The 25,945-nt window shown below is 71.8% G+C and carries 20 protein-coding genes; 10 read left to right on the top strand and 10 right to left on the bottom strand.

Going from position 1 to position 25,945, the window contains the following annotated elements; genetic code table 11:
* The first annotated feature begins 150 nt into the window (after positions 1 to 150).
* The 5 genes from ACGFW5_RS19070 (at position 151) to ACGFW5_RS19050 (ending at position 6,161) form a co-directional block, all read left to right on the top strand.
* Entirely contained in the window at positions 151 to 1,425 is a 1,275-nt protein-coding gene (locus ACGFW5_RS19070; protein WP_393835405.1) for an extracellular solute-binding protein, read from the top strand.
* An 80-nt stretch (positions 1,426 to 1,505) separates the two neighbouring features.
* Entirely contained in the window at positions 1,506 to 2,498 is a 993-nt protein-coding gene (locus tag ACGFW5_RS19065; RefSeq protein WP_393835404.1) for a carbohydrate ABC transporter permease, read from the top strand.
* A 7-nt stretch (positions 2,499 to 2,505) separates the two neighbouring features.
* Positions 2,506 to 3,357, top strand: coding sequence for a sugar ABC transporter permease (locus tag ACGFW5_RS19060; RefSeq protein WP_393835403.1), 852 nt, complete (start codon positions 2,506 to 2,508; stop codon positions 3,355 to 3,357).
* Between the two features lie 75 nt (positions 3,358 to 3,432).
* The gene (locus ACGFW5_RS19055; protein WP_393835402.1) at positions 3,433 to 5,121 is read left to right on the top strand and encodes a glycoside hydrolase family 13 protein; all 1,689 of its coding nucleotides are present in this window, start codon (positions 3,433 to 3,435) and stop codon (positions 5,119 to 5,121) included.
* Positions 5,106 to 6,161 (top strand): LacI family DNA-binding transcriptional regulator, encoded by a 1,056-nt coding sequence (locus ACGFW5_RS19050; RefSeq protein ID WP_393835401.1) that lies wholly within the window; start codon positions 5,106 to 5,108, stop codon positions 6,159 to 6,161. The genes ACGFW5_RS19055 and ACGFW5_RS19050 overlap by 16 nt, the downstream gene beginning before the upstream one ends.
* A gap of 76 nt (positions 6,162 to 6,237) precedes the next feature.
* Here ACGFW5_RS19050 and ACGFW5_RS19045 read toward each other — a convergent pair whose 3' ends face one another.
* Genes ACGFW5_RS19045 through ACGFW5_RS19035 form a run of 3 tightly spaced genes read right to left on the bottom strand, consistent with a single transcriptional unit; the run spans position 6,238 to position 7,768 of the window.
* The gene (locus ACGFW5_RS19045; protein WP_393835400.1) at positions 6,238 to 6,753 is read right to left on the bottom strand and encodes a nuclear transport factor 2 family protein; all 516 of its coding nucleotides are present in this window, start codon (positions 6,751 to 6,753) and stop codon (positions 6,238 to 6,240) included.
* Between the two features lie 17 nt (positions 6,754 to 6,770).
* Positions 6,771 to 7,505 carry an SDR family oxidoreductase gene (locus ACGFW5_RS19040; RefSeq protein ID WP_393835399.1) on the bottom strand — a complete coding sequence of 245 codons (735 nt, stop codon included), beginning with the start codon at positions 7,503 to 7,505 and terminating at the stop codon, positions 6,771 to 6,773.
* Positions 7,502 to 7,768, bottom strand: coding sequence for an Atu4866 domain-containing protein (locus ACGFW5_RS19035; RefSeq protein ID WP_393835398.1), 267 nt, complete (start codon positions 7,766 to 7,768; stop codon positions 7,502 to 7,504). The genes ACGFW5_RS19040 and ACGFW5_RS19035 overlap by 4 nt, the downstream gene beginning before the upstream one ends.
* A gap of 344 nt (positions 7,769 to 8,112) precedes the next feature.
* On the opposite strand from ACGFW5_RS19035, the gene ACGFW5_RS19030 reads away from it, so the two are divergent.
* The 4 genes from ACGFW5_RS19030 to ACGFW5_RS19015 all read left to right on the top strand — a co-directional run bounded on the left by ACGFW5_RS19030 (position 8,113) and on the right by ACGFW5_RS19015 (position 18,523).
* Entirely contained in the window at positions 8,113 to 8,946 is an 834-nt protein-coding gene (locus tag ACGFW5_RS19030; RefSeq protein WP_393835397.1) for a helix-turn-helix transcriptional regulator, read from the top strand.
* A gap of 260 nt (positions 8,947 to 9,206) precedes the next feature.
* Complete coding sequence (locus ACGFW5_RS19025) at positions 9,207 to 10,943, top strand: carbohydrate-binding module family 20 domain-containing protein (RefSeq protein WP_393835396.1); 1,737 nt, start codon at positions 9,207 to 9,209, stop codon at positions 10,941 to 10,943.
* A gap of 143 nt (positions 10,944 to 11,086) precedes the next feature.
* A complete protein-coding gene (pulA, locus tag ACGFW5_RS19020; protein ID WP_393835395.1) occupies positions 11,087 to 16,387 on the top strand; it encodes a pullulanase-type alpha-1,6-glucosidase in 5,301 nt (1,766 codons plus the stop codon).
* 90 nt (positions 16,388 to 16,477) lie between these two features.
* Positions 16,478 to 18,523, top strand: a complete 2,046-nt coding sequence (locus tag ACGFW5_RS19015; protein WP_393835394.1) for an ATP-binding protein — start codon at positions 16,478 to 16,480, stop codon at positions 18,521 to 18,523.
* Here ACGFW5_RS19015 and ACGFW5_RS19010 read toward each other — a convergent pair.
* The 7 genes from ACGFW5_RS19010 to ACGFW5_RS18980 form a co-directional block, all read right to left on the bottom strand.
* Positions 18,483 to 19,007, bottom strand: a complete 525-nt coding sequence (locus tag ACGFW5_RS19010) for a GNAT family N-acetyltransferase (RefSeq protein ID WP_393835393.1) — start codon at positions 19,005 to 19,007, stop codon at positions 18,483 to 18,485. The genes ACGFW5_RS19015 and ACGFW5_RS19010 overlap by 41 nt on opposite strands.
* Before the next feature lie 22 nt (positions 19,008 to 19,029).
* Positions 19,030 to 19,767 (bottom strand): TetR/AcrR family transcriptional regulator, encoded by a 738-nt coding sequence (locus ACGFW5_RS19005; RefSeq protein WP_393835392.1) that lies wholly within the window; start codon positions 19,765 to 19,767, stop codon positions 19,030 to 19,032.
* A 77-nt stretch (positions 19,768 to 19,844) separates the two neighbouring features.
* Positions 19,845 to 20,909, bottom strand: coding sequence for a PDR/VanB family oxidoreductase (locus ACGFW5_RS19000; protein ID WP_393835391.1), 1,065 nt, complete (start codon positions 20,907 to 20,909; stop codon positions 19,845 to 19,847).
* Between the two features lies 1 nt (position 20,910).
* Positions 20,911 to 21,798, bottom strand: a complete 888-nt coding sequence (locus ACGFW5_RS18995) for a metal-dependent hydrolase (RefSeq protein ID WP_393835390.1) — start codon at positions 21,796 to 21,798, stop codon at positions 20,911 to 20,913.
* Positions 21,799 to 22,028: 230 nt separating this feature from the next.
* A complete protein-coding gene (locus ACGFW5_RS18990; RefSeq protein WP_393835389.1) occupies positions 22,029 to 23,972 on the bottom strand; it encodes a hypothetical protein in 1,944 nt (647 codons plus the stop codon).
* A 77-nt stretch (positions 23,973 to 24,049) separates the two neighbouring features.
* Positions 24,050 to 24,844, bottom strand: coding sequence for a tyrosine-protein phosphatase (locus ACGFW5_RS18985; protein WP_393835388.1), 795 nt, complete (start codon positions 24,842 to 24,844; stop codon positions 24,050 to 24,052).
* Positions 24,845 to 24,872: 28 nt separating this feature from the next.
* Positions 24,873 to 25,454, bottom strand: a complete 582-nt coding sequence (locus ACGFW5_RS18980; RefSeq protein ID WP_393835387.1) for a rhomboid-like protein — start codon at positions 25,452 to 25,454, stop codon at positions 24,873 to 24,875.
* A 146-nt stretch (positions 25,455 to 25,600) separates the two neighbouring features.
* Here ACGFW5_RS18980 and ACGFW5_RS18975 point away from each other — a divergent pair, with 146 nt between their 5' ends.
* Positions 25,601 to 25,936, top strand: a complete 336-nt coding sequence (locus ACGFW5_RS18975; protein ID WP_393835426.1) for a hypothetical protein — start codon at positions 25,601 to 25,603, stop codon at positions 25,934 to 25,936.
* Positions 25,937 to 25,945 lie beyond the last annotated feature (9 nt).

Below are 25,945 nucleotides of genomic sequence, written 5' to 3'. Positions count from 1 at the left end.
GCGCACAACGGCAACCGTGCGGACACGCTGATGTAACGATCGACCGGCCTTGCAGAAATTCTTCGCAAGGTCTTTCGGTCTCCTTTCATCCTTGTTACGTTCCTGGCGATCCGGCGCCGTGATGGAACGGCACCCAGTGAAGGAGTTCTCATGCGACGTGGCATAGCGGCCACCGCGATCGCGGCGACCCTCGCTCTCGCGGCGACGGCCTGCGGTGGCAGCGACAGTGACGGCGGCTCGGCGGACGGCCCCGTCACCCTCACCTGGTGGGACACCTCGAACGCCACGAACGAGGCCCCCACGTACCAGGCGCTGGTCACGGAGTTCGAGAAGGCGAACCCGAAGATCAAGGTCAAGTACGTCAACGTGCCCTTCGACCAGGCGCAGAACAAGTTCGACACCGCCGCCGGCGCCAAGGGCGCCCCGGACGTGCTGCGGGCCGAGGTCGGCTGGACGCCCGCCTTCGCCAAGAAGGGCTACTTCGTGCCGCTGGACGGCACCGAGGCCCTGGCCGACCAGGCCAAGTTCCGGCCCAACCTGATCAAGCAGGCCCAGTTCCAGGGCAAGACGTACGGTGTCCCGCTGGTCACCGACACGCTCGCCCTCGTCTACAACAAGGCCCTGTTCGCCAAGGCCGGCATCACCAAGGCCCCCGCCACCTGGGACGAGCTCAAGGCGGACGCCGCGCTCGTCAAGGAGAAGGCGGGCGTCGACGGGTACTGGGGCTCCACCGCCGGGTACTACGCGCAGCCGTTCCTGTACGGCGAGGGCGCCGACACCGTGGACGTCGCCGCCAAGAAGGTCACCATCGCAAGCGCCCCCGCGGTCAAGGGACTTGAGACCTGGAAGGGCCTTTTCGACGGGCCCGGCCTGCACAAGGCGGACGTCACCGCCGACGCGTACGCCCACATCCAGGACGCCTTCGTGAACGGCAAGGTCGCCGCCATCGTCCAGGGCCCGTGGGAGATCACCAACTTCTACAAGGGCTCCGCGTTCAAGGACAAGGCCAACCTCGGCATCGCCACCGTCCCGGCCGGATCCGCGGGCACGGCGGGCGCCCCGACCGGCGGCCACAACCTGTCCGTGTACGCGGGCTCCGACAAGGCGCACACGGCCGCCGCCATGAAGTTCGTCAACTTCATGACCTCGGCCAAGAGCCAGGAGACCATCGCCCTGAAGAACTCCACCCTGCCGACCCGCGACGACGCCTACACCGCGCAGGTCAAGGCCGACCCGGGCATCGCCGGCTTCCAGGGCGTGCTGCCCGCCGCCAAGCCCCGGCCCGAGCTGCCCGAGTACAGCTCGCTGTGGACCCCGATGGACACCACCCTGCCCAAGGTCGCCGACGGCAAGGAGTCCGTCGCCGAGGCCACCAAGAGCCTTGAGCAGGACATGGCCAAGCTGGTCCCCGGCTTCACCAAGTGAGCCCCGCCGCCGGGCCGTTCCCCCACCGGGACGGCCCGGCGGTACGCACGTGTGCCGAACTTCTGGGAAAAGGTGTCGAGATGACCGTTGCCGTCGATGGCGCGGCCCCCAAGAGCGTGTCCAAGGAGCGCCCGGGGCCGCTGGAACGCCTCAGGCGGTCCTGGCAGAAGCACTGGTACGCCTACGCGATGGTCGCGCCGATCGTCGTCGTGCTCGGCGTGCTCGTGCTCTATCCGCTCGTCCAGGGCGTCTACTACACGCTCACCGACGCCAACAGCCTCAACTCGGCGCGCACCATCGGCGCCAACCACATCCCGGGCACCTACGAATTCGTCGGGCTGCACAACTACGCCGACATCCTGTGGGGGCCGACCGCCTGGGACCGGTTCTGGTCGCACTTCATCTGGACGGTGGTGTGGACCGTCGCCTGTGTGACCCTGCACTACACCATCGGGCTCGCGCTGGCCCTGCTGCTCAACCAGAAGCTGCGCGGACGCACCTTCTACCGCATGATGCTGATCCTGCCGTGGGCGGTGCCCACCTTCGTCACCGTCTTCTCCTGGCGCCTGATGCTCAGCGACTCCGGCATCGTCAACACCGTGCTCGGCACGCTCCACCTGCCGCAGCCCCAGTGGCTTGAGCAGCCGCACTTCCAGCAGCTCGCCGCGATCCTCGTCAACACCTGGGTCGGCGTGCCCTTCATGATGGTCTCGCTGCTCGGCGGGCTCCAGACGATCCCCGGCGAGCTGTACGAGGCCGCCGAGATGGACGGCGCGAGCGCCTGGCAGCGCTTCAGGCACGTCACCCTGCCGGGCCTGCGCCCGGTCAGCGCCACCGTCGTCCTGCTCGGCATCATCTGGACGTTCAACCAGTTCGTGATCATCTTCCTGCTGTTCGGCAACGGCGGCGCCCCCGACGCCCAGATCCTCGTCACCTGGGCCTACCGGCTCGGCTTCGGACAGCAGCCCCGCGACTTCGCGCAGTCCGCCACCTACGGCGTGCTGCTGCTCTCCATCCTGATCGTCTTCTCCTCCTTCTACCGTCGCTGGCTGGCCCGCAATGAACAGGTCTGATGCCCCCATGACCACCAAGGCCGTCTCCCGGGACCACGGCCGGCGCCGCACCGCCGTCCTGTCGCACCTCGCGCTGAGCCTCGCCAGTCTCGTGGCCCTCTTCCCGATCGTGTGGCTGGTCTTCGTCTCGCTCGGCCCCGACAAGGACGACTACCTGCACCCGGGCCGCATCTGGTCCAAGCTGTCCCTCTCCAACTACGCGTTCGTCACCGAGCACACCAAGTTCTTCACCTGGCTCGGCAACACCGCCCTGGTTGCCGTCCTGACCTGCGTCATCGGCGTGATGTTCGCGGCCACCACCGGCTACGCGGTGTCCCGGATGCGCTTTCCCGGCTACAAGAAGCTGATGTGGGTGCTGCTCGTCACCCAGATGTTCCCGATCGCCGTGCTGATCGTGCCGATGTACCAGATCCTCGGCGACCTCGGTCTCATCGACACCTACGGCGGCCTGATCCTCGTGTACTGCTCCACGGCGGTCCCGTACTGCGCGTGGATGCTCAAGGGGTACTTCGACACGATCCCGATCGAGATCGACGAGGCGGGCCGCGTCGACGGCCTGACCCCCTTCGGCACCTTCTTCCGGCTGATCCTGCCGCTCGCCCGGCCCGGCCTCGCCGTCGCCGCCTTCTACACCTGCCTCACCGCGTGGGGCGAGGTGGCGTTCGCGTCCACCTTCATGCTCGACGACAGCAAGTACACGCTCGCCGTGGGCCTCTCCAGCTTCGTCAGCCAGCACGACGCCCAGTGGAACTACATGGCCGCGACCGCCGTGCTCATCGCGATCCCGGTCTCCGCCATCTTCTACCTGGTGCAGAAGCACCTCGTCACCGGCATGACCGCGGGTGCCACCAAGGGCTGAGCCGGGCTCGGACCCGGCCCCTCGACACCGAAGGCTCGGGGCGTTACGCCCCCAGACCCCCCTCCTAAGGACGACATGACCCAGCACTTCACCGCCCCCGACCGCCTCGCCGGGACGACCGGAACCCAGTGGTGGCGGGACGCCGTGATCTACCAGGTCTATCCGCGCAGCTTCGCCGACGGCAACGGCGACGGCATGGGCGACCTCGAAGGAGTGCGCGGCAGGCTGCCCTATCTGCGCGACCTCGGCGTCGACGCCGTGTGGCTCTCGCCCTTCTACGCCTCCCCGCAGGCCGACGCGGGCTACGACGTCGCCGACTACCGGGCCATCGACCCGATGTTCGGCACCCTGCTCGACGCCGACGCGCTGATCCGCGACGCCCACGAGCTGGGTCTGCGCATCATCGTCGACCTCGTACCCAACCACTCCTCCGACCAGCACGAGTGGTTCAAGCGCGCCCTCGCCGAGGGCCCCGGCTCGCCGCTGCGGGCCCGCTACCACTTCCGTCCCGGCAAGGGCGCCCACGGTGAACTGCCGCCCAACGACTGGGAGTCCATCTTCGGCGGGCCCGCCTGGACCCGTACCGAGGCGCCGTCAGGCGATGGGGGCACCTCCCAGCCGGAGGCTGGGGGAGAGTGGTACCTGCACCTGTTCGCCCCCGAGCAGCCCGACCTCAACTGGGACCACCCGGCCGTCGCCGACGAGTTCCGCTCCATCCTGCGGTTCTGGCTCGACATGGGCGTCGACGGCTTCCGCATCGACGTCGCCCACGGCCTCGTCAAGGCGCCGGGCCTGCCCGACATCGGCGGCTCGGACCAGCTCAAGCTGCTCGGCAACGACATCATGCCGTTCTTCGACCAGGACGGTGTCCATGAGATCTACCGGTCCTGGCGGACCATCCTCGACGAGTACGACGGTGAGCGCATAGCCGTCGCCGAGGCATGGACCCCCACGGTCGAGCGGACCGCGCACTACGTACGCCCCGACGAACTCCACCAGGCCTTCAACTTCCAGTACCTGGGCGCCCCTTGGGACGCCGCGGCGCTGCGCGAGGTCATCGACGTGTCGCTCGCCGCGATGCGCCCGGTCGGCGCCCCCGCCACCTGGGTCCTGTCCAACCACGACGTCACCCGGCACGCCACCCGCTTCGCCAACCCGCAGGGCCTCGGCACCCAGCTGCGCACCCCGGGCGACCGCGAACTCGGCCTGCGCCGGGCCCGCGCGGCCACCCTCCTGATGCTGGCCCTGCCCGGCTCCGCCTACGTCTACCAGGGCGAGGAGCTGGGCCTTCCCGACGTCACCGACCTGCCCGACGAGGTGCGCCAGGACCCCTCCTTCCTGCGCGCCGCGGGACAGGACGGATTCCGCGACGGGTGCCGCGTGCCGATCCCGTGGACCGTCGATGGCACCTCGTACGGATTCGGCAGCGGCGGCAGCTGGCTCCCGCAGCCCGACTCCTGGGGCGGGCTCAGCGTCGAGGCGCAGACCGGCGACGCGGACTCCACCCTTGAGCTGTACCGCCGCGCCCTCGCGGCCCGCCGCACCCACCCGGGCCTCGGCGCCGGGGACGACGTGCGGTGGCTCGACGCACCCGAGGGCGTGCTCGCCTTCGCCCGCGAGGACTTCGTGTGCACGGTGAACCTGACGGGACGCCTGGTGTCGCTGCCGGTGCCCGGCCGCGTCCTCGTGGCCAGCGGTCCCTTCACCGTGGACGGCGACCGGTTCGAGCTGCCCGGCGACACGACGGTGTGGTGGACGGTGTGAGCCATGCCGCGCAGCCGGGCGGGCCGCGCCTCGCCGACATAGCGGCCCAGGCCGCCGTCAGCGAGGCCACCGTCAGCCGCGTACTCAACGGCAAACCCGGGGTCTCCGACCCCACCCGGCAGCGGGTGCTCGCCGCCCTTGACGTGCTGGGCGGCGAGCGCCCCGCCCGGCTGCGCCGCCGCAGCGCGGGCCTGATCGGTCTGCTCACCCCGGAGCTGACCAACCCCATCTTCCCCGCCTTCGCGCAGGCGGTGGAGCAGGTCCTCGCCGGCCACGGCTACACGCCGGTCCTGTGCACCCAGCTGCCGGGCGGCCCCACGGAGGACGAACTGGTCGAACAGCTGGAGGAGCGGGGCGTCAACGGCATCGTGTTCCTCTCGGGACTGCACGCCGACACCTCCGCCGACCCGGGCCGCTATCTCGCGCTGGCCGAGCGGGGCGTTCCGTACGTCCTGGTCAACGGCTACAACGACGCGCTGCGCGGGCCCTTCGTATCGCCGGACGACCACGCGGCGATGCGGATGGCGGTGGGCCACCTCGCCGATCTCGGGCACACCCGCGTCGGGCTGGCCATCGGGCCGCTGCGGTATGTGCCATCGCGCCGCAAGACCGACGGGTTCACGGCGGCGCTGGGGGAGCGGCTCGGGCTGCGCGAGCAGGAGGCGGCGGCGTACATCCGGCCCACCCTGTACAGCGTGGAGGGCGGCCAGGTGGCGGCGGGGGCGCTGCTCGACCAGGGCTGTACGGGGATCGTGTGCGGCAGCGACATGATGGCGCTCGGGGTGGTGCGCGCCGCGCGCGAGCGCGGACTCGACGTGCCGGGCGACGTCTCGGTGGTGGGCTTCGACGACTCCCAGCTCATCGCGTTCACCGACCCGCCCCTGACCACGGTCCGCCAGCCGGTGCAGGCGATGGCGACGGCCGCGGTGTCCGCGCTCCTGGAGGAGATAGCCGGAACGCCCATCCAGCGCACGGAGTTCGTCTTCCAGCCCGAACTGGTGGTGCGCGGATCCACGGCGGCGGTGCGGAGCGGACGGTGACGGCGTGGCCCTGGCCGGCGAGCCCGGCCCGGTACGAGCGCACCGGCCGGGCCCCCGCCGGCCGGGGCGGCCCCGGCTACCCGAAGGCCGTCAGGGTGTCCTCGCCGTCGCTCCACCAGACGGCGAGGCGCTGACGGGTCAGGAGCCAGCCGTCGGGGCCCCGGCGGAACTCCCAGTCGTAGGGGCCGCCCATGGCGTACGGAGACGCGGCGCGGCCGGGTTCGGGGACCGCGACGAACCACATGTAGCCGACGCCCGTCGCCCGGTCGCCCGCCACGTCGACGTGCATGTTGAGAATGTGGTGCTGCATGTTCGCGTACGCCGATTCCGCATCGCGCACCTTCGTCAGGACCCCCTCCTTGCCGCGGACCGTCCCCCACGGCCCGAACTCCAGCTCCGCGTCCGTCGCCCAGCAGGCGATCCAGGTCCCCCAGTCCTTGCGGTCCAGGGCCCGCCAGCCGCGGATCAAGAGGGCGCGCAGTGCCTCCTTGTCCTCCAGGGTCCTCAACCTGCGCGCCAGGTCCGCGCGGTCGGCGTCGATGTCGATGTCGATGTCGGTGTCGATGTCGGTGTGGGTGTGGGTGTCGGGCATGGTGGTCCCTTCCCGGGTCACTGGGCGCTCGCGGCGGGACGGACGACTATTTCGTTGACGTCGACCTCCGGAGGCTGGGAGACGGCGTAGGCGATGGCCTGCGCGACGGCGTCGGCGGGCAGCGCCACCGCGCGGTAGCTCTTCATCGCCTCCCGGGCAGTCAAGTCATCGATACCGTCGGCCAGTTCGGACTCGGTCACCCCCGGGGAGACGAGGGTGATTCGGATGTCCCCGGCGGACTCCTGGCGCAGCCCCTCGGAGATCGCGCGCACCGCGTATTTGGTGGCGCAGTAGACGGCGGCCGTGGGTGAGACCGCGTACGCCCCGACGGAGGCGATGTTCACGAAGTGCCCGCCGCCCTGGGCACGCATCACGGGCAGGGCGGCCGCGATGCCGTGCAGCACTCCCCGCACATTGACGTCGATCATCCGGTCCCACTCGTCGGTCCTGAGCGCTTCCAGCGGCGAAAGAGGCATCACCCCGGCGTTGTTGACCAGCACGTCAAGCCGGCCGTGGCGCTCGCGGGCGGCGGCGACGAAGGCCCGGACGTCGTCGGGGTCCGTGACGTCGAGCCGCCGGTGGGCCACGGTGCCGCCTGCCGCGGTGATGTCCTTGGCCAGCGCGTCGAGGCGGTCGGTGCGCCGCGCACCGAGGAAGAGGCGGTGGCCGTCGGCGGCCAGCCTGCGGGCGGTCGCCTCGCCGATCCCGCTGCTCGCCCCGGTGACCGCCACGACCTTGGCTGTGTCCGTCATGCCTGCTGTTCCTCTCGGTGAAGTACGAGGTGTTCGTGGTGGAGCACCCCGTCGCGGATGTCGCCCGTCGCGGTGAACCCGGAGTCGTCGGCGTAGTCGATGTGGCTGCCGCTCACCCAGTAGCGCCCCGTGTACGCCGCACGCCGGGCGCCGCGGGCCTCCTCGTACCGGCCGTCCGGCCGCAGCTCCTGGCGGATGTGACCGTCCGAGGTCACCCACATGCCGACCACGTCGGCACAACTCCCGTCCGCGTTCCCTGACATGACGGACTCCCCTCGTCCTGGGTATGGATCTGTCTGCGTATGGATCCGTGGATCCGTTGGCGCCACCGAGTCTGCGCGGGCCGGTGGTTGCCGCCCAGGGCGTTCGCTGCCTGGGTGCGCCACACCCAGGCGCCGCGGGGCCCGGCATGCCCGAAACGCGAGGCCCTAGGGGGTGTCTGGTGGATCATGGCCGGGGGTGCGGCGCCTGGCACGGCACCTCGCGGCGTTGCCGAAACGCCCCGATAGCTCCGCTATCACGACGTTCCGGCGCCTTGCGATGCACCGCACCAGGCGCCGCACCCTGACCGACCCTGATCCACCAGACACCCCCTAGCCTGAGCCGCATGAGCGACAACCACCTGGGAGAGTTCCTGCGCGCCCGCAGGGCGGGCCTGCGGCCGCAGGACGTGGGCATGGCGAGTTACGGCGTGCGCAGGGTCGCGGGGCTGCGCCGTGAGGAGGTCGCGGTCCTCGCCGGGGTGAACGTGGACTACTACACGCGCCTGGAGCAGGGCCGCGAGCGCCACCCGTCGGCATCCGTACTGGACGCGCTCGCCCACGCCCTGCGGCTGAGCTCCGACGCCCACGAGCATCTGCACCGGCTGGCCGGGACACGGCCGTCGCACAACCGGTTCGCGTCCGGAACGGACGAGGTCGGTCCCGCACTCCGTCAACTGCTGGACGCCTGCCCCGGCGCCCCCGCGCTGGTCGTCAACGGGGCTCTGGACGTCCTGGCGGCCAACGCCCTTGCCGAGGCCCTGTACGCGCCGTTCCAGCGGATGGACAACCTGGCCCGCATGACCTTCCTGGACCCGGCGGGCCGGCCGTTCTTCACCCAGTGGAGCCGCGCCGCGCGGGCCACGGTGGGCCACCTGCGCCAGACGGCGGGCCTCGACCCGGACAACCCGCGGCTGCGGGAAGTGGTGCGCACCCTGACCGGGCGGAGTTCGGACTTCACCCGCCTGTGGGACGCGCACGCCGTGCACGGCAAGACCCAGGACGCCAAGCACATGCTCCACCCGGACGTCGGACCCCTGACGCTCACCTACCAGACGTTCGACGTACGGGACGCGCCCGGCCACCAGCTCGTCATCTACCAGGCCGAGCCCGGCAGTTCCAGCGCCCAGGCCCTGAACCTGCTCGGCACACTCCACGCCACCGCACACGCCCGCCCGTGAGCCGGCCGTGCAACTCCTTGCAGAACGGCAATCTCACGCCGCGGATTCTGCCCAAACCGTTGACCTGAGCCCAGCCTCCCTCCTACGGTCACCTGCTCAGAAGCACTTTCAGTCTTGCAGCAAGAACATGCAATCCCGGTTGCGGCCCCCACCGCAATCCGCATCACAGCCCCGGTCGCACACCTCGTCGCAATCCCCGTTGCGATCCCCGCTGCAAGCCCACTGAGAGACCTCCCCGAGCCGCAGGAGGATCCGCCCCCATGAAGCCCCCCAGTACGCATCGCAGAACCGCAGCAGCCCTCGCCGTCGTGACCGCCGCGTCGGCGGCCTTCCTTGCCGGGTCCGGCGTCCCCGCCGCCCTCGCTTCGGCCCCCGGTGACCGGGACGTCACCGCCGAACTCTTCGAGTGGAGGTACGACTCGGTCGCCCAGGAGTGCCGGACCACCCTGGGACCGGCCGGATACGGCTACGTCGAGGTGTCGCCCGCCACCGAGCACATCCAGGGCAGCCAGTGGTGGACCTCGTACCAGCCCGTCGGCTACAAGATCGCCGGCCGGCTGGGGGACCGCACGTCCTTCAAGAACATGGTCGACGTCTGCCACGCGGCCGGCGTGAAGGTCGTCGCCGACGCCGTCATCAACCACATGGCCGCCGGCTCCGGCACCGGCACCGGCGGCTCGTCGTACAGCAAGTACACCTACCCCGGGACCTATCAATCCGCCGACATGGACGACTGCACCGGCCAGGTCACCAACTACGCCGACCGCTGGAACGTCCAGCACTGCGAACTGGTCGGGCTCGCCGACCTCGACACCGACGAGCCCTACGTCCGCACCAGGATCGCCCAGTACCTGAACGACCTGCTCTCGCTCGGCGTCGACGGGCTGCGCATCGACGCCGCCAAGCACATCGCCGCCGAGGACATAGCGGCCATCAAGTCCCAGCTGACCAACCCCGGGGTCTACATCAAGCAGGAGGTCATCTACGGGGCAGGCGAGGCGGTCCAGCCCTCGGAGTACCTGGGCAACGGCGACGTCCAGGAGTTCCGTTACGGGCGCGACCTCAAGCGGGTCTTCACCGGCGAGAACCTTGCCGAGCTGAAGAACTTCGGCGAGGCGTGGGGCTATGTGCCGAGCGACCGGGCCGGGGTGTTCGTCGACAACTGGGACACCGAGCGCAACGGCTCCACCCTCACCTACAAGGACGGCGCGGACTACACGCTCGCCAACGTCTTCATGCTGGCCTGGCCCTACGGCTCGCCCGACGTCCACTCCGGGTACGAGTTCACCGACAACGACGCCGGCCCGCCCAACGGCGGTACGGTGGGCGCCTGTTACGCGGACGGCTGGAAGTGCCAGCACCGGTGGCCCCAGATCCAGAGCATGGTGGGCCTGCACAACACCGCGCGCGGCGAGTCCGTCACCGACTGGTGGGACGACGGCGCCAACCGGATCGCCTTCGGCCGCGGCTCCAAGGCGTACGTGGTCATCAACCACGAGTCGTCCGCGCTGACCCGCACCTTCCAGACCGCGCTGCCCGCCGGCGACTACTGCGACGTGCAGAGCGGAAAGGGCGTGACGGTCGACTCCGCGGGCCGCTTCACCGCCACCCTCGGCGCCGACACCGCCCTCGCTCTCCAGGTCAACGCCCGTACCTGCGGCGGCGGTTCGGGCAGCGGCAGCGGTACGGGCACCGGCACCACCGCGCCCGGTGCGTCCTTCGCCGTCGACGCCACCACGGTCCCGGGCCAGAACATCTATGTCACCGGGGACCAGAGCGCGCTGGGCTCCTGGAACACCGGCGCCGCCCTGAAGCTCGACCCCGCGGGCTACCCCGTGTGGAAGCTCGACGTCGCGCTGCCCGCCGGCACGTCCTTCGCGTACAAGTACCTCCGCAAGGACGCGAGCGGCCAGGTCACGTGGGAGAGCGGCGCCAACCGCACCGCCACCGTGCCCGCCGACGGCAAGGTCACCCTGAACGACACCTGGCGCCCCTGACCCGCACCCCTCCGCGAACCGGGCCGGCCGACGCCCGTTCCGCCCCGCTCCGGGCGCCGGCCGGCCCCCACCTCCACCCCTGCACCCGTCCCGACCCGTCCCATGTCCCGTGCCGAGAACCCCGTCCGACCGAGGAGCACCCGGTGATCCCCCTGCGAAGAACGGCGGTCGCGGTCGCGGCCGCCCTGTGTGCGGCGCTCGTCCCCGCGCTGCCCGCCACCGCCGCGCCCAGGCCGCCCGCGCCGCCCAGCGACGCGCGCCTGGCCGCCGAGCCGGCCCGGCACGACGCGACACGCGAACAGTTCTACTTCGTGCTGCCCGACCGGTTCGCCAACGGTGACACCGCCAACGACCGCGGGGGGCTGACCGGTTCACGTCTCGCCACCGGGTACGACCCCACCGACAAGGGGTTCTACCAGGGCGGCGACCTCAAGGGGCTCACCCGGAAACTCGACTACATCAAGGGCCTCGGCACCACCGCCATCTGGCTCGCCCCCATCTTCAAGAACAAGCCCGTCCAAGGCACCGGCAAGGACGCGTCGGCCGGCTACCACGGCTACTGGATCACCGACTTCACGCAGGTCGACCCGCACTTCGGCACCAACGCCGACCTCACCCGGCTCATATCCGGCGCCCACGCCAAGGGCATGAAGGTCTTCTTCGACGTCATCACCAACCACACCGCCGACACCGTGGACTACGCCGAGCAGCAGTACGGCTACCGGCCCAAGGGCGCCTACCCCTACCTCGACACCAGCGGCCGCCCCTTCGACGACCGCACCGGCATGGCGAAGGTCGACGCGAACTCCTTCCCGTACACGCCCGTCGTCAAGGAGAAGAAGGTCCCCGACTGGCTGAACGACCCCACGATGTACCACAACCGGGGCGATTCGACGTTCGCGGGCGAGAGCGGCGAGTACGGCGACTTCTCCGGCCTCGACGACCTGTGGACCGAGCGGCCCGAGGTCGTCTCCGGTATGGAGAAGATCTACGAGAAGTGGGTCCACGACTTCGACGTGGACGGCTTCCGCATCGACACCGTCAAGAACGTCGACCTGGACTTCTGGACCCAGTGGGCGACCGCGCTCGATGCGTACGCGAAGAAGCAGGGGCGCCCGCGCTTCTTCATGTTCGGCGAGACCTACTCCGCCGACCCCGCGGTCACCTCCCCCTACGTCACGCGGGGGCGCCTCGACGCGACCCTCGACTTCCCCTTCCAGGACGCGGCCCGCCAGTACGCCTCCCAGGGCGCCCCCGCCGCCAAGCTCGCCTCCCTCTTCGCCGACGACTACCGCTACACCACCGACAAGGCCAACGCCTACGAGCAGGTCACCTTCCTCGGCAACCACGACATGGGCCGCATCGGGAGCTTCCTCAAGCAGGACCACCCCGGGGCGAGCGACGCCGAACTGCTCCAACGCGACCGGCTGGCCAACGAGTTGATGTTCTTCAGCCGGGGCAACCCGGTCGTCTACTACGGTGACGAGCAGGGCTTCACCGGCGCCGGCGGCGACAAGGACGCCCGCCAGACCATGTTCGCCTCCAAGGTCGCCGACTACCTCGACGACGACGAACTCGGCACCGATCGCACGCACGCGACGGACGCCTACGACCCCACCCACCCGCTCTACCGCACCATCGCCGACCTCTCCCGCCTCACCCGGGCCAACCCGGCGCTGCGCGACGGCGTCCAGACCGAGCGTTACGCCAAGGACTCCGTCTACGCCTTCTCGCGTACCGACACCACGTCGCGCACCGAGTACGTCGTCGCCGTGAACAACGCGACCGAGGCGAAAAGCGTCTCCGTGCCCACCGGATCCGCCGACGCCGACTTCGCCGTCCTGTACGGCGGTTCGGGCTCGGTGCGCAGTGGCGCGGACGCCACGGTGCAGGTGACCGTGCCCGCCCTGTCCTCCCTCGTCCTGAAGGCCGCGGCCCCGCTGCCCGCGCCGGCCGCCAAGCCGTCGATCACGCTCAAGGCGCCGGCTGCCGGAGCCACCGGAACCGTCGAGGTGTCCGCCGACGTCAGCGGCGGCGGCCTGAACCGGGTCGTCTTCGCCGCACAGAGCGGCAACGGGACGTGGCAGACGCTCGGCTCCGCCGACCACGCCCCCTACAAGGTCACCCAGTACGTGGACCTGGCCGCCGGAACACCCCTGCGCTACAAGGCGGTCGTGGTCGACAGCCGGGGACGCACCGCGAGCGCGACCGCCGCGACGACCGCGGGACAGACCCCCGCGCCCGCACGGCCGACGGCCGTCGAACGCGACTACGCGGTCGTGCACTACCAGCGTCCGGCAGGCGACTACGACGGCTGGCAGCTGACCTCGGACGGCCGGAGCGCCCCGTTCACCGGCCGCGACGCCTACGGCGCCTTCGCCTGGGTCAAGATCCCCGAGGGCGCCGCGTCACTGACGTACACCGTCGCCAAGGGGGGAAGCGCCGACGGCCCCGCGCGCACCGTCGACCTCGCCGCCACCGGCGAGGTGTGGATCGCGCAGGGCAAGGACGGCCAGGTCGACCAGGCGCCGACCGGCGCCCACCCGCCGCAGGACACCTCCAAGGTGGTCCTGCACTACTCCCGGCCCGACGGCGACTACGACGGCTGGGGGCTGCACACCTGGACCGGCGCCGCCACGCCCACCGACTGGTCCAAGCCGCTCATGCCGACCGGCCACGACGCCTACGGCGTGACCTTCGAGGTGCCGCTCGCCAAGGGCGCCACCACCCTCAGCTACATCCTGCACAAGGGCGACCAGAAGGACCTGCCCGACGACCAGTCCCTCGACACCGCCGCCTCCGGCAACGAGGCGTGGCTGATCGCGGGCGAGCCCAAGTACCTGCTGCCGCAGGCTGGTTCGGGCGTGTCGCTCGACCTCACCAAGTCCGCCGCCCAGTGGATCGACAAGAACACCGTCGTCTGGAAGGTCAAGGCGAGCGCCGCCACAAGTCAGCAGCTGGTGTACGCGCCCGGCGGCGGCATCACCGTCAAGGACGGCGCGCTCTCCGACGAGGGCCACTGGCTGCGCCTGACACCGTCCGCGCTGAGCGACGCGCAGAAGGCCAGGTTCCCCCAGCTGAAGGACTACCCCGCCTTCACCGTCGACGCCCGCGACCGCTCCCGTGTCCGAGACGCCCTCACCGGGCAGCTCATCGCCACCCAGCGCGCCGCCGACGGGGCGCTGCTCGCCGCGACCGGCGTCCAGACCCAGGGCGTCCTCGACGACCTGTACAGTCCTGCCGCCGTCAAGGCATCACTCGGCCCCGTCTTCGCCCACGGCCGCCCCACCCTGTCCCTGTGGGCGCCGACCGCGCGCAAGGTCTCCCTGGAACTCGACGGGCACACGGTCGCGATGCGCCGCGACAGCGCCTGCGGCATCTGGTCGGTGACCGGGCCCGCGTCCTGGTCGGGCAAGCCCTACCGGTACGCCGTGACGGTGTGGGCGCCCAGCGTCCAGCGCGTGGTGACCAACCTGGTCACCGACCCGTACTCGACCGCCCTCACCACCGACTCGGCACGCAGCCTCGTGGTGGACCTCGCCGACCCGAAGCTGGCCCCCACGGGCTGGTCCACGCTGAAGAAGCCGGCCGCCGTGCCGCTGCGCGACGCCCAGATCCAGGAGCTCCAGATCCGCGACTTCTCCATCGCGGACCCGACCTCCCACCACCCCGGCCAGTACCTGGCCTTCACCGACACCGGCTCCGACGGCATGAAGCACCTGGCGCAGCTGGCCAAGTCCGGCACCTCCTATGTGCATCTGCTGCCCGCCTTCGACATCGCGGGCATCCCCGAGAAGAAGTCCGAACAGGCCGTCCCGGCCTGTGACTTGAAGGTGTACGCACCCGACTCCGCCGAGCAGCAGGCCTGCGTCGCGAAGGCCGCCGCGAAGGACGCGTACAACTGGGGCTACGACCCGCTGCACTACACCGTCCCCGAGGGCTCCTACGCCAGTGACGCCGACGGGACCCGCCGCACGGTGGAGTTCCGGCAGATGGTGCAGGGGCTCAACGGAGCGGGCCTGCGCACCGTCATGGACGTCGTCTACAACCACACCGCGGCCAGTGGCCAGGCCGACAACTCCGTGCTCGACAAGATCGTGCCGGGCTACTACCAGCGGCTGCTGGAGGACGGCAGCGTCGCCAACTCCACCTGCTGCGCCAACACCGCGCCCGAGAACGCCATGATGGGCAAGCTGGTCGTCGACTCGGTGGTGACGTGGGCCAAGCAGTACAAGGTCGACGGGTTCCGCTTCGACCTCATGGGCCACCACCCCAAGGCCAACATCCTCGCCGTCCGCGCGGCGCTCGACGCGCTGACCGTCGCCAAGGACGGCGTCGACGGCAAGAAGATCATCCTGTACGGCGAGGGCTGGAACTTCGGCGAGGTCGCCGACGACGCCCGCTTCGTGCAGGCCACCCTGAAGAACATGGCGGGCACCGGCATCGCCACGTTCTCCGACCGGGCCCGTGACGCGGTGCGCGGCGGCAGCCCCTTCGACGCCGACCCGGGCGTCCAGGGCTTCGCCTCCGGCCTCTACACCGACCCCAACTCCTCGTCGGCCAACGGCACCCCGGCCGAGCAGAAGGCCCGCCTCCTGCACTACCAGGACCTGATCGAGGTGGGCCTGAGCGGCAACCTCGCCGGATACACCTTCACCGACAGCTCGGGCCGCACCGTCAAGGGCTCCGACGTCGACTACAACGGCGCCCCGGCCGGCTACGCGGCCGCCCCCGGCGACGCGCTCGCCTACGCGGACGCCCACGACAACGAATCGCTCTACGACGCGTTGGCGTACAAGCTCCCCGCGGGCACCTTGGCCGCGGACCGCTCCCGCATGCAGGTCCTCGCGCTCGCCACCGCCACGCTCTCCCAGGGGCCCGCCCTGTCCCAGGCAGGCAGCGACCTGCTGCGCTCGAAGTCCCTCGACCGCAACTCCTTCGACAGCGGCGACTGGTTCAACGCCGTGCACTGGGACTGCCGCGCGGGCAACGGGTTCGGGCGCGGGCTGCCGATGGCCGCCGACAACCAGCCCAAGTGGCCTTATGCGAAACCGCTGTTGACGAACCCGGCGCTGACGCCCGGCTGCGCCGAGATCAACGGGACCTCGGCCGCCTACCAGGACCTCCTCGCGATCCGCGCCGGCGAGAGCGCGTTCGGGCTCGCCACGGCGGGCCAGGTCCAGTCGGCGCTTTCGTTCCCGCTGTCCGGGGCGGGCGAGACGCCCGGCGTGATCACCATGCGGCTCGGCCCGCTGGTCGTCGTCTTCAACGCCACACCGAGGTCGCAGACCCAGCAGGTCACCGCCCTCGCGGGCACCGGCTACGCGCTGCATCCGCGCCAGGCGGCCGGTGGCGACCCGGTGGTCAGGACGGCCACATACGATCAGGGTTCCGGCAGCTTCACAGTCCCGGCCCGCACCGTAGCGGTCTTCAAGCAACGCTGAACCGATCATTCCAGGTCGCTCGACGAGCGATTTCGGTTGTTCCCCGCCGCGGGTTCCGTCACGGGCCACACTGTGGTCCAGACTGTGCCCGTGGTGGGGAATCTTCCTGCGGAGAGCACGAGTTTCATCGGGCGGTCGGGCGAACTGGCCGGTCTGGGCGGCCTCCTCGAACGGCATCGGCTGGTCACCGTCACGGGACCCGGCGGCGTCGGGAAGTCCCGGGTCGCCCTGCGGGCCGCCCGGCAGACCGAGCACCGCTACCCCGATGGCGTGTGGTGGGTGGAACTGTCGCCGCTGCGGGACCGCGACCTGCTCGCCGCCACCGTCGCCGACGCCTTCGACGTCACCGACCAGAGCCTGCGCACCGCCTGTGAAGCGCTGTGCGGCCGGCTCGCCGACAAACACGCGCTCCTGGTGCTCGACACCTGCGAACACCTGATCAGCGCCTGCGGCCACCTCATCGGCGAACTCCTCCAGGCCTCACCGGGGCTCACCGTGCTCGCCACCAGTCGCCAGGCCCTCGGCCGGCCGCAAGAACGCGTCTTCCCCCTGGAACCGCTGCCCGTCACGGGCGAGGCGCTGACCCTGTTCAAGGCGCGTGCCACCGAGGCCGTGCCCCACCTCGACCTCGACGACCCGGCCCGCGCCGCGGCGGCGGCCGAGGTCTGCCACCGACTCGACGGCATTCCGCTGGCCATCGAACTCGCGGGCGCGCGCCTGAAGATGTGGTCCGTCGAACAGCTCGCCGTCCGGCTCGGCTCCCGCTTCGACGTGCTGGCCGACGCCGGTGTCGCGTCGCTGCCCCGCCACCGGACCATGCGCACCGCCATCGGCTGGAGCCACGAGCTGTGCGAACCCCTTGAGCGGCTGCTGTGGGCCCGGCTCTCCGTGTTCGCCGGCGGCTTCGACCTCGCCGCCGCCCAGGACATCGCGGGAGGCGGCCCGCTGCCCGCGTGCGCCGTCGAACAGGTCCTCGCCGGGCTCGTCGACAAGTCGGTGGTCCGCACCCGTCTGGAGCCCTCCGGCCGGCTCGGCCACCGCATGCTGGACACCATCCGCGAATTCGGACTGCGCTGGCTCGACGAACTCGGCGAGGCCCCCGACGTCGCCGACCGGCACGCCCGCCGCTTCAGCCGCATCGCCCACGAGGCCGACGCCGCCTGGATGGGCCCCGGCCAGCTCGACTGGTACGTACGCCTGGAGGCCGAGCACGCCGATCTGCGCACCGCGCTCGAACACCTCCTGGCCACCGACCCCGAGTCGGCCCTCGACATGGCGGCCACCCTCTGGTTCGTCTGGGTCTGCTGCGGGCGGCTGCGCGAGGGCCGCGGCTACCTCCAACGCGCCCTCGACGGCTGCCCGGGACCCGGCCCGCACCGCGCGGCGGCCGTCTGGGCGCTCGGCATGTGCGCCTTCCTCCAGGGCGACTTCGTCATCGCGCACCGGCTCGGCGAGGAGAGCGCCCGCGCCGCCCGCGACCCCGAACAGCGGCTGCGGGCCGCCTACTTGTACGGCGGCAGCGTCCTGATGCCGGGCGATCCCGAGCGGGCGCTCGCCATCCTGGACCCGGCCCTCGCCCAGGACACCGGCTTCTCGCCGGGCCGCGCCCTGTGCGCGCTCGCCCGGATCTTCGCCCTCAACAACCTGAGCCGCTACGCCGAGGCGTCCGACGAGGCCGTCCGGCTGCGCGACGAGTGCGCCGCGCGCGGAGAACGCTGGATGCGCGCGTACGCCGACTACATGCTGGCCGCCGGCGCCCTCGCGCTGGACCGGCCCGCCGAGGCCGCGGCCCACGCCCGCGCCATGCTCGCCGGCAAACGGCTCCTGCGGGACAGCTTCGGGCTCGCCATGGGCCTCGACATGCTGGCCTGCGCGGTCGCCTCGCAGGGTGACGCAGAGGACGGCGCCCTGCTGCTCGGCATCGGCCGGGAGTGCTGGCGCACGGTCGGCAAGGAGCAGATGGGCGCGCCCGAACTGGCCGCGGTGCGCGAGCGGTGCGAGCGCCGGGCCCGCGCGGCGCTCGGCGACGGGGCGTACGCATCGGCGTTCGGCCGGGGGGTGGCCACCGGCCTGGACGACGGTCTCGCGCTCGCCCTCAGGGGCGGCTCGGCCCGAGGGCCTTCTCCATCAGCGTGACCGCGTACGGGCTGCCCCCGCCGTCCGTCTTCGCCGGCTGCTCGCCGACCACCGCGTACCCCCGGCCCTCGTAGTAGCGGACCAGAGCCGCGTTGTCCGAGCGGCAGTCCAGGCGGCACAGGGTGCGGCCGGTCTCGGCGATGCGCCGCTCGGCGTGGCCGAGCAGGGCCTTGCCGGCGCCGCGCGGCGCGGCCGCGCGGTCCACCATCAGGCGGTGCACATAGCCGGCCACCGGCGGCTGCTCGCCCCAGGCCGGCTCGTCCTGCCACCACAGTTCGTACGCGCCGACGACGACGGATCCGGTGCGGGCCAGCCACACCTCGCCCTGCGCCATGCGCAGCCTGAAGTGCTCGGCGTCCTTGCCGCCGGGCTGCCATTGGTCGATGCCGTGCTCCAGCATCCAGCGCGCGGCGCCGTCGTACAGCGAGGTCAGCGCGGGCAGATCGCAGGCGTCGGCCAGATCGAGCGCGAGTTCGGGCGTCATGGGGACGATCATGCCGCAGTGCTCAGCCGACGCGGGGCGCGGGGACCGGCGCAAGCAGGGCGGTCAGGCGCTCCATCAGCTCGCCGAACGGGCCGTCGGCGGGCTCGTCCGCGAGCATCCGCAGCATGATCGCGGCCATCTCCTCGTCGTAGGCGGCGCTCACCGCGGCCAGCGCCGCGAAGTCGTGCACCAGCTGCAACTCCAGCTCGCCGCGCGGAATCCGCCGCCCGTCCAGCCAGATCAGCGCCGTCGACTCGGCGAGCGACACCCACGACCGTACGACCAACTCAAGCCGCGCGGGCGGCCGTTGGACGCCCAGGTGCGCCAGGATCTGGAGGTGGGCGGCGTTGCGCACCTCGTCGATCATGGCGTGCGCGGTGGACACCGCGTCCGAGCAGGATCCGCCCACGGAGACCGCAGGGCCGCCTCGCATCAGCGCGGAGAAACCGGGCCCGTGGTCGTCGACGAAGTCGAAGAACCGGCCCATCACCCGCAGCAGCCGGGCGCCGAGCGGGCCCTCGTGCGGCTCCATGAAGCGCCCGGCGAGCTCGTCCGCCGCGCGGCGCAGCGCCGCCTCGTACAGGCTCTGCTTGCCGGGGAAGTAGTGGTACACCAGCGGCCGTGAGATCCCCGCGGCCGCCGCTATCTCGTCGATGGACACGTCGTCGGGCGAGCGCTGGCTGAACAGATCGAGGGCGACCCCGATCAACTGCTGCCTGCGCTCGTCGACGCCCATCCGGCGCCGTACCCCGGTCGTCATGCGAACAGAGTACCCAGGGCGCGCCCGCCGGGGCAGGCCGGGCCCGCGGGGTCCGGGCTGCCCCGGCAACCACCGCCTTACAGGTCGAGCACCAGCTTCTCGCCGAGGCACCGCGATACACAGATCAGCATCGAACCGTCGCGTTCCGCGTCCGTCAGGAGCTCGTCGCGGTGGTCGATCTCGCCGTCCAGGACCCGCAGTTGGCAGGTTCCGCAGAATCCCTGCTCGCACGAGTAGGAGATGCCCGGCACCTGGGCGCGCAGCACGGAGAGCAGCGATTCGTCCGCCGGCACGTCGAGGGTGCGCCCCGAGCGGCGCAGCTCCACCTCGAACCCGGTGCCCGCCGGGGCCGCGCCGGGCGCGAACCGCTCCAGGTGCGGTGGGCGGCCGGGGCCGAGCGCCGCGCTGACCGCGTCCATCAGCGGATCGGGGCCGCAGCAGTAAACGGCGGCGTCCGCAGGGGAGTTGGCCATGTAGGCGGCGAGGTCGGGCAGTCCTGACTCGTCCTCGGGGACCACGGTGACCCGCGCGCCGAACCGCTCGACCTCGTCGAGGAAGGGCATGGTGGCCCGCGAACGCCCGCCGTACAGCAGCCGCCACGGGACGCCCGCCGCCTCGGCGGCCCGCACCATGGGCAGCAGCGGCGTGATCCCGATGCCGCCCGCGACGAACACGTAGGAGGCGGCCGTCACCAGCGGGAAGCGGTTGCGCGGCCCGCGCACGCGCAGCTCGCTCCCCTCCTGAAGCCGCTCGTGCACCTCGCGTGAACCGCCCCTGCCGTCCTCGATGAGACGGGTGGCGACGGTGTACGCGGCGCGGTCGCCGGGATCGCCGCACAGCGAGTACTGCCGTACGAGACCCGAGGGCAGCACCAGGTCGAGGTGGGCGCCGGGCTCCCAGGCGGGCAGCTCGGTCCCGTCCCGGGCCTCAAGACGCAGCCGTACGACGCCGTGTGCCGGCTCGGTGCGCGCGGTGACCGTCAGCTCCAGGGCGACGGTGGAGCGCCGGGTGCCGCGCCCCGATATGGGCTCTTCGAGTGCGGGCATCGGCCACAGCGGGGAGGCCCCGATACGACGGCGCAGCGCCCTGCGGGCCAACAGCGCGGTCCCCGCGGCCAGTACGAGGGTGGTGGCACGGCGCATCTCAGTGGCCCCCGTTGGCGCCGGGCGAGGTGGCGAGATAGGCCACGGCCTGGGCCGTGCTGCCCTCCTGCGAGGGATGGTAGGAGCGGCTCAGATAGCGCGGGATGGACTTCAGCATGGAGGGGGTCGAGGGCAGCATCCCGTTCCTGCCCGCCCGGTAGAACTCCTTGAAGCTCGCCCTGCCGACCTCGGGGGCCGGGTCGTTCGCCATGAAGAAACGGGCCCCGCGCTGCCACAGGAAGGCGAGCGCCGCGAAGCCGGTGGCCCAGGTGCGCACCCGGCGCCGGTAGCCGCCGTCGACGTGCATGAACAGCTCGAAGGCCACCGAGCGGTGCTCGACCTCCTCGGCGCCGTGCCAGCGCAGCAGATCCAGCATCACCGGGTCGGCGCCGCGCTCGTCCAGGGTCTCGGCGTTGAGGATCCAGTTGCCGAGGAAGGCGGTGTAGTGCTCGATCGCCGCTATCGTGGCGACCCGCTCCATCAGCCACCAGGTCCGGGCCCGCCCCGGCGGCAGCGTGCGGTCCCCGAGCAGTTTCTCGAAGAGCCAGTCGACCTGCGCGGTGTAGGGCGTCGGGTCGAGGCCGAGCTTCTTCAGATGGGGGAGTACGTCGTCGTGGGCGGCGGAGTGCATCGCCTCCTGGCCGATGAACCCGATGACATCCGCACGCAGCCGGTCGTCCGTGATGTACGGCAGGACCTGCTTGTAGACGTGCACGAACCAGCGCTCGCCGGCCGGCAGCAGCAGATGCAGCACATTGATGGTGTGGCCGGCGAACGGGTCGCCGGGTATCCAGTGCAGGGGGGTCTTCTCCCACGCGAACGAGACGTTCCGGGGCTTGAGCTCGATGCGCTCCTCCGCGACCGGAGCGGGCTGCGGCGTATTAGACATGGCGTCAATGTACTGACGGGTACGCCGCAGCGACAGGGGTTCGCGCCGGATTCTTGGGCCTAGGGGGTGTCTGGTGGATCATGGCCGGGGGTGCGGCGCCTGGCACGGCACCTCGCGGCGTTGCCGAAACGCCCCGATAGCTCCGCTATCACGACGTTCCGGCGCCTTGCGATGCACCGCACCAGGCGTCGCACCCTGACCGACCCTGATCCACCAGACACCCCCTGGGCTCAGCGCAGCGTGGCGATCGGACTCCCGTCGGCGAGCCGCCCGTTGAGCTCGGCGCGCGCCCCCTCCTTCGCCCGCACGGCCAGCAGGTTGCCCCGCTCGCTCCCGGTCATCCCGCCCGACAGCGTCACCGACGTGACCTGCTCACTGCCCGCCGCGAGCACGAACCAGGTACCGCCGCGCGACTTCCACAGCACCCCGGCGAGCACCCGTGCCTCGCGCACGCCGCACGCCGCCGAGTTCTCGGCGCGGGCCGCGATCGCACCCGGCGCGAGCCGCGTGGACGGCGCCTGGAACTGGGCGAACACCCGGCTGCCCGCCCCCCGCCACGTCTCGGCCCTGGTGCAGATCCAGCCGGCGGTGCCGTTGTTCTCGGGCATCGCCTGCTGGGCGAACTGCCAGTCGTTCACGGAACGCACCCCGTGCGAGCGCACGGTGGGCAGCAGACAGGCGGTCCGTGCCCAGCCCTCACGCGCCGCCCGGTCGCCGACGTCGTGGGCACCGGCCGGCGGCCCCCACGTCAGGCGGGCCGGAGCGAGCTCCCCGAGGTCGGTGACGAGCCGCACCCCGCTGTCGTCACGGAACTCAAAGGCCTCCCAGGACGTGCACTGGCGGGCCATCGAGGGCGAGACGACCGGATCGGTCACCCCGTTCCCGTCCCGGTGCAGCGGCCGCGCCGACGCGTCCGGCGTGAGCAGATCGCGTACGGATGCCTCGCGCACCCAGGGCGCGGTCAGATAGCGCACATTGCCGTCGGTCCTGCCCACCACGAGCGCGCTCGCGGACGCGGCGTCGGCGGCGTCGACCCGCGCGAAGTCGAGCGCGGCCCCCGCCGAGCCCTGCAACGGCTCGGCATAGCGGGCCACCCGCAGACCGTCGTAGAACAGCACCACCCTGGCCCGGTCCACATCGCCCGCGAACAAGAGCTGGGGCGCGCCCATCGGAGGGCCCGACGGGGTGCCGGGCGTCGCCGACACCTGGACCGACTCGCCCGGCCGCGCCCACACCGCGAGCGCCCGCCGCAGCAGCGCCGCGTCGCCGGTGAGCCCACCGCGGGCGGGCCACACCGAGAAGTCCGTACGTGTCGCGGTCGTCCAGGCCGTGGGCTCGACCCGCAGCAGATGCCCGGGGTCGAGCGCGGCGCGGGCCGCCGGGTTCTGCGCGTAGGCCGGCGCGGCGGCGCCGTCGGGCCCCCAGTCGTCGCCCGGCAGACCGATCAGCGCCCCGCACACCGCAAGGGCGGCGACGGCGGCGAGCGCGGCCCGGCCGTGCTGGCGGCGCCGCATCAGATCGGTGGGCCTCGCCTGGAGGGAGCAGGGGTCGAACTCGGCGGACGCGAGCAGCCCGGGCTGCGATTCCACACCGTCCGCGTCGGCCAGCGCCTGGCGCACCCCGCTCGCCCCCGCCGCGGTCAGCTCGGCGGCCACCGCCTCGTCGCCGAGACGATCGAGACCGCGCAGGACGTAGGCCGCGCGCGCGGGCCCTGACAAAGCGGACAGGCGCTGGTCGAGGGCGAGTTCATCGGCGCCGCCCGAACGAGGGAACAACCGCAGGCCCCACACCTGGGGCAGCAGCGGCGGGAACTGGGCGCGCTTGGGCCAGGCCCTGCGCCGCAACGGAAGCCCGGCTTCCAATGCCTGGCGCACCACGCGCCGCCGCACGTACACATACCCCGGATCGCCGCCTGCCTCGGCGCGCCGTGCCGCCGGGATCAGACCCTCGCCGAGGCCGTCGGCGGGGCCGCCGCGGCCGCGCGGCAGCGAGCGCTGCACGATCGCGTGCGCGGTCACCACCCGGCGGTTGCGCCCGAGGGACGGCGGCAGTACGAGATAGGCGAGCCGCACCAGTCGCGGATAGTGCTCGACGAGCGCGGCCTCGGCCTGCTCGACGCCGACGGAGGGTGCGGGTGGGTTGAGGATGTCCTGCTCTGGGGCCACGTTCAGCAAAACGAGCGAATGTGGAGATGGTCACCCCGTGCCCAACCGCCCGCACCCCCGGGCGAGTTGACGCCCGGGGGAGGTGATCACGCGATGAGTCGTTCGCGCAGCCGGGCGACCGCCTCGTCCGGCACTCCAAGTCCCTCGCGGACGTAGTTCTCCATCGAGCCGTACGCGGTGGCGACCTCGTCCAGGGCCGCCGCCAGGTACTCCGGCACCACACCGATGATGGCGAGCGCGATCTCGGGGTCGCCGCCCTGCGTCACGAAGCCCTCGATGAGCGGGGCGAAGGCCTGGCGCACCGCCGGGTTCACCGACAGGTACTCCCGCTCGACGGTCGCCTCGTCCGCGCCGAGCAGCGCCAGAATCACCGTCGCCCCCCAGCCCGTGCGGTCCTTGCCCGCCGTGCAGTGGAACAGCAGCGGGCCCGCGTCGTCGGCGGCCAGCTCGGTGAGGAGCGTGCGGTAGGCGGCGCGGGCCGAGCCGGAGGAGACCAGCGAGCGGTAGGTGTCGGCGAACAGCGCCTGTGCCCTGCCGCCGCCCAGGTGCTCCTCGGCGACGACCGGGTCGGCCAGGATGTGCTTGAGCTGGGCGGCGGCGGGTGCGCCGGTCGCCGACATCTTGTCCGCCAGCGCGTCGGCGATCAGGAGCCGGGTCCCGGCCGGCACCCGGTCCGGGTGGTCGGCGCGCTCGGCGGCGGTGCGCAGGTCCAGGACGGTGCGCAGTCCGAGCGCGGCGACCGCCGGGTCGGCGACCGCGTCCATGCGGTCCAGCTGGCCGGCGCGGAAGACCAGGCCCGTGCGGACCGTGCGGCCACCGGAGAGCGGGGTGGAGCCGAGGTCGCGCAGGTTGGCGACGGTGGTGGCGGGGATCGCGATCATGTGCGGGCGGCTTCTGAGCAGGTGAAATCTACCGGTTTCGAACCGAACGGTAGTCCACGGCCGTCGCCACCCCGAGACCGAGCCCCAGGGCCGTGGCATGTCCCGCGTCCGTGAAGGTGCGGCCGGGCCGCAGCAGGGGTTTCGCGACGAGCGCGAGCAGCGCGATCCGCGCGCAGCGGCGCGGCAGGCCGGGCGGCAGCGTCGAGGTCAGCGCTCCCAGGACCGCGTAGAAGCCGTAGCTGGGGCCCACGTCCACGGCGGAGCGGATCGCGGGGGAGGGCCGGCCCGCGCGCAGGGCGCCGTACACCAGGAGGCTCGCCCCGACGTGGCCGAGCAGGAACACCCCGGCCGCCCGCCAGGCCCCGTACGCGTACTCCGCGTGGCCGAGCACGGCGAGCAGGAGCAGCGCGTAGGGCAGCTCCATGGGCTCCTCGACGAGCAGCGCGCTGGTGGCAAGCGTCCCGCAGCGCCCGGCGGCGAGGTTGTCGACATTGGTCGAGCAGGCACGCAGCAGGTCCTGGCGGGCCCGGGCGCCGAGCAGTCGCCGGGTGCCCAGGGCGATGAGCTGCACGCCGCCCACATAGGCGGGGGCGAGGAGAGGTACACGCATGCGCCCATGATCGGGCATAGGGGGACGGCTCGCGCGTTGGCCTTGCGTGAATGGCCAACTCCCCTTGCTTTTAAGGCAGTTGGAGGCAGGATGGGGGGATGCGAAACGATGCACGTGTGGTCCTCGGGGTGGTGGTGGCCGCCGTCATGACCGGCTGCGGTACGTCGTCGCCAAACACGCCGGTGACCGCGAGCGGCACTCTCGAACAGCTCGCCGCGCGGGCGTCCTGCACGCCCGTCGTCTCGACGGATTCGACGGAGCTGCGGCAGGCCAACTGCACGACGGCGGACGGCCGTTATGTGCTCGCCACGTTCGCCACCGACCGCGGCCAGCGCGAGTGGATCAATGAGGCGGAGGACTACGGCGGCGTCTACCTGGTCGGCCGCAAGTGGGTCGCGGTCGGCACGCAGCCGGTGGTCGCGGCACTGCGCGGCCGGCTCGGTGGCAGTGTCGAGACCGGGACCATGCATTCCGGACACTGACCGGGACCG

The organism is Streptomyces sp. NPDC048416, from assembly GCF_043200435.1.
Lineage (GTDB): Bacteria > Actinomycetota > Actinomycetes > Streptomycetales > Streptomycetaceae > Streptomyces.
The sequence above is the reverse complement of the archived record's forward strand: the minus strand, read 5'-3'. Positions and strand labels throughout refer to the sequence as shown.